This window comes from Martelella alba, assembly GCF_005217455.1.
Lineage (GTDB): Bacteria > Pseudomonadota > Gammaproteobacteria > Enterobacterales > Enterobacteriaceae > Acerihabitans.
The window spans coordinates 1-4,070 of record NZ_SZPQ01000092.1 but is presented as its reverse complement, the minus strand read 5'-3'; the positions used below and the strand labels follow the sequence as shown (position 1 = coordinate 4,070).

The 4,070-nt window shown below is 52.4% G+C and carries 6 protein-coding genes; 1 reads left to right on the top strand and 5 read right to left on the bottom strand.

Annotated elements, in window-relative coordinates:
- Nucleotides 1-52: 52 nt before the first annotated feature.
- The 4 genes from FCN80_RS25440 to FCN80_RS25425 are packed head-to-tail and all read right to left on the bottom strand — an operon-like array spanning nucleotide 53 to nucleotide 2,827.
- Nucleotides 53-316, bottom strand: a complete 264-nt coding sequence (locus FCN80_RS25440; RefSeq protein ID WP_230492959.1) for a DUF2938 family protein — start codon at nucleotides 314-316, stop codon at nucleotides 53-55.
- A 16-nt stretch (nucleotides 317-332) separates the two neighbouring features.
- Nucleotides 333-1,274, bottom strand: coding sequence for a thioredoxin-disulfide reductase (trxB, locus tag FCN80_RS25435; RefSeq protein ID WP_136993107.1), 942 nt, complete (start codon nucleotides 1,272-1,274; stop codon nucleotides 333-335).
- A 9-nt stretch (nucleotides 1,275-1,283) separates the two neighbouring features.
- Complete coding sequence (locus FCN80_RS25430) at nucleotides 1,284-1,607, bottom strand: thioredoxin family protein (RefSeq protein ID WP_136993105.1); 324 nt, start codon at nucleotides 1,605-1,607, stop codon at nucleotides 1,284-1,286.
- Nucleotides 1,608-1,630: 23 nt separating this feature from the next.
- Nucleotides 1,631-2,827 carry an MFS transporter gene (locus tag FCN80_RS25425; RefSeq protein ID WP_136993104.1) on the bottom strand — a complete coding sequence of 399 codons (1,197 nt, stop codon included), beginning with the start codon at nucleotides 2,825-2,827 and terminating at the stop codon, nucleotides 1,631-1,633.
- Nucleotides 2,828-2,938: 111 nt separating this feature from the next.
- Here FCN80_RS25425 and FCN80_RS25420 point away from each other — a divergent pair, with 111 nt between their 5' ends.
- On the top strand, nucleotides 2,939-3,529 hold the full coding sequence (locus FCN80_RS25420; protein ID WP_136993102.1) for a TetR/AcrR family transcriptional regulator: 591 nt from the start codon (nucleotides 2,939-2,941) through the stop codon (nucleotides 3,527-3,529).
- 107 nt (nucleotides 3,530-3,636) lie between these two features.
- Here the strand turns inward: FCN80_RS25420 and FCN80_RS25415 are convergent, their stop codons facing one another.
- The gene (locus FCN80_RS25415) at nucleotides 3,637-3,960 is read right to left on the bottom strand and encodes an OsmC family protein (RefSeq protein ID WP_170975526.1); all 324 of its coding nucleotides are present in this window, start codon (nucleotides 3,958-3,960) and stop codon (nucleotides 3,637-3,639) included.
- Nucleotides 3,961-4,070: the final 110 nt, after the last annotated feature.

Sequence of the window (4,070 nt, the reverse complement as noted above, 5' to 3'; positions counted from 1 at the left end):
TTTATTATCGAATTCGGTGACCGCCTGGACGGTCACTTCTGAGAAAAGGCACTTACACAAAATGGTGAACAGGCTCATCCTGTCTTTTTTCAATCGTGCCGGGTGCTCTGGTAATACGGTTATCGAGAACAATGTTCCCCCGCAGAATCCCTGTGAGCCAGCGGCCAACCATGCCCCAGTCCGTTGGTGGAATTCCCGCTACTTTTTTAACCAGGCTTACCCACAGATCCAGAATAAGGGTAGAACCGATACCCACAACCAGACTAAAAGCAATCCACGTACTCATTTCTGCTCCATAATTAATAAAGGCCTGCATGATGCAGGCCTGATGGTTAGTTGCTCGCGAGGTAACGTTCGGCGTCAAGTGCCGCCATACAGCCGCTACCGGCAGAGGTAATGGCCTGTCGGTATACCGAATCTGCCACATCTCCGGCAGCAAACACGCCGGGAACACTGGTTTCAGTCGCACCGCCGTCGAGACCAGAACGCACCCGCAGATACCCCTCCTTCATCACCAACTTCCCATCGAAGATGTCGGCATTCGGATGATGCCCGATGGCAATAAAACATCCATCGGCCTGAATTTCCGTGGTAGTCCTGTCTTTTGTGGATAACAGTTTTACCCCTGTCACAACTACGCCGTCGCCCTGAACCTCTTTCACCTCAGCATTCCAGATAATTGAGACGTTACCTTCTTCAACTTTCCTGAACAACCGCTCCTGAAGCATTTTTTCAGCGCGCAGACTGTCACGGCGATGAACCAGAGTGACTTTAGCGGCAATGTTGGCTAAATAAAGGGCTTCTTCGACGGCGGTATTACCCCCGCCAATCACCACCACATTGCGCCCCCGGTAAAAGAAACCATCACAGGTGGCGCATGCTGAAACACCGCGCCCCATATAATGTTCTTCCGAGGGAAGACCGAGATATTTTGCGCTTGCGCCTGTGGCAATAATCAGACTGTCGCAGGTATAGTTTTCACTGCCTTTCAGAACGAATGGACGCTGCTCCAGGTTAACTTCGTGAATATGGTCGCTGATGATTTCTGTGCCAAACCGTTCAGCGTGCTCTTGCATACGTACCATTAACTCCAGGCCCTGTACGCCCCGGGCATCACCAGGCCAGTTGTCCACTTCTGTGGTGGTCGTTAGCTGGCCCCCCTGCTGAATACCCGCTATTAACGCCGGACTCAGATTGGCTCTGGCCGCGTAAACGGCAGCGGAGTAGCCCGCAGGGCCGGAACCAAGAATAATGAGTTTTCTGTGAACTGCCATACAAACTCCCTACAGATATTGCTCAGTCAGCGCCTGTAAATCTTTGGCATTCATGAGTCCAGAGAACCGCTTCACTTCACTGCCGTCTTTGTAAATCACCAGCGTGGGGATACTGCGGATTGCATGTGCAGCGCTGAGCGTCGGTTCCTCATCCACATTCACTTCGCCAAACAACGCTTTGGTGCCCAGCATTTCGGCGACCTGCTCATAGATGGGTCCCATCGCCCGGCAGGGTGGGCACCAGGGGGCCCAGAAGCGGTAGAGTTGCACGCCTTGCTTTAGCGTCTGTAATTCCGTGAACTGTTGTTGATTAATAGCCTGAACTGACATCATAAACTCCCGTTAATTTATCCTGATTACTCTACGTTGCGCGCCAGGTTCGACTGGCTTGCGTGATGGCGCTTATCCCAGTAACCGCTTATCAGCACCAGTAATACACTGACAGCAACCACGAGGGCTGAAGCTGCCCCGGTGGCCAGCAGGCCGTAATGTGCGACTACCAGACCACCGGCCCATGCCCCCAGCGCAATACCGGCATTGAATGCAGAAATGTTCATACTGGAAGAAGCATCAACAGAATGCGGGGCATGGATTTGTGCCTGCTGGACGACATAAAGCTGCAACACTGGAATGCTGCCAAAGGCCATCGCCCCCCAGACCATGATAAGCGGCACCATGAGGTAGGGATTTGGCGCGGCAGTACTGACCAGTGCCAGCACGACGCTCAGAATGACAAACATGGCGATCAGCGCTTTTACCGGGCCTTTTTTATCCGCCAGTTTGGCGCAGTAGATGTTCCCCAGCGTTACCGCCACGCCGTAGATGATCAAAACGCCACTGACGCTCGCCTGGCTGAAACCGGTTATTTTTTGCAGGATTTCAGAAAGATAGGTATAAGCAATAAAGGCGCCGCCATATCCAAGACAGGTAATCACAAACACCAGAAGCATGCGGGGAACGGCGATGACGCTAAGCTGTTTTCCAAGGCTGGCAGGCTCCGGTCGTTCAATTTTTTTAGGTAAAAGGATCCACTGGGCAACCGCCGATGCCAGGCCAAGCGCACAAATAAACAGGAAGGCAGCCCGCCAGTTAAAAATCTCGGTCAGGAAGGTGCCCAGTGGCACACCCGACACCAGAGCGACCGTCAGTCCCATGAATACGATACCAATTGCCTGGCCCGATTTTTCTTTTTTCACCAGGTTGGTGGCGAGTACCGTTGCCATGGAGTAGAAAACACCCTGTACGGCCCCTGCCAGCACGCGTCCTACCAGCAGCATGGTGTAACTGTCTGCCAGCCAGGCGATGAGGTTTGCCGCAACAAAAATAACCATCAACCCGACTGAAAGTACACGGCGATCCATGCGCCCGGTCAATGCGGTCAGGAGTGGGGCAGCAACGGCCACACCAAGGGCATACAGTGAAACGAGTTGCCCGGCGGTGGGAATGTCTACGTTCATGTCTGTGGCAATAGCAGGTAATATCCCCACCACAACGAATTCCGCCATTCCAATGGCGAAAGCCGCAGCAGCGAGAGCGTATAAAGCAATAGGCATAGTCAGTGACTCTTGATTTATGGATTGAATGATCTGTAAGTTAAAGATCCAGCATGCTGTTGTCAAATAATTCTGGAACGATTAATCTTTAAGTTATTCAGGAGGTGCTACATGGCCAGAACGGGTCGTCCAAGAGAGTTTGATCGTGAGAGTGCGGTAAATACCGCCATGAACCTTTTCTGGGAGAAAGGTTTCGAAAGCACATCATTAGCCGATCTGCGCAAGACGCTCGGGAATCTTTCGTCAGCGAGCTTTTATGCTGCATTTGGATCAAAGCAGGCCCTCTTCAAAGAGTGCCTTGAGCGCTACACGCAGTCGTGTGGTTCGGTCAGTGCCGTGCTTGATAACCCGGACATGCCACCCGGCCATGCCATGCGGTCGATGTTTTACGACACTATCGCGATACAGACCTCGCCACAGTCACCGGCGGGATGCATGGCGGTGCTGGCTGGGCTGAATTGTCTGGAGGAACATCAGGAAGTAGAAATACTGACTCGTCAGGTACGACAGCAGACGCGTGAGGCGATAGCCCGCTGTGTAGCGCGTGGCGTGGCTGCAGGAGAACTGACCGACGTTAATGCACCGGCGTTCACACTGATGCTGGACTGTTTTATCAAGGGAATTGCGATTGAAGCGAAGGATGGTGCCACAGAAGAAAACCTGAAGGCCTCAGCAGATCAGCTACTGTCGCTGTGGCGCTGATTCACTTGTGCACATCAGCCCGGCATATTCAGGCCTGCAGATTTAAAGGCATTAAATACAGCCAGCGGAGGACGCACCAGAAAGTGCGTCCCGGGATGACGAAAAGCTTATTTGATATCGGCAATTGCCTCAATGACCACCCCGGCCTTGCGCGCAATGTTGCCCACTGCGCACATTTTGTCAGCCGAAGCGATAATCTCTTTTGCTTTTTGCACTGAATCACCGTCACTGCCATCCTTCAGCGTCACATGGGCAATGTGACGAATAGTGAATGTATCGCCTTCTTCCCCTTCCGATTCAACAGACAGATTTTCAACAGGTAATTTTTTACCTTCACTGATAGCTGCCAAAGTTGCCAGGAAGCATGCCGCAGTTGAAGCGACAAACAGCTCTTTTGGATTTGATCCGGTTCCTTTACCCCCGAAAGCCACAGGGATAGCGATGTCAGTTGAAAAATCTTCACCTGAACCGCCCCGGTTTTCCGGGAGAGTGTTTTGTCTGTGAACTCAGGCTGCCAGATCACCGTTTCCGATGGAAGCGT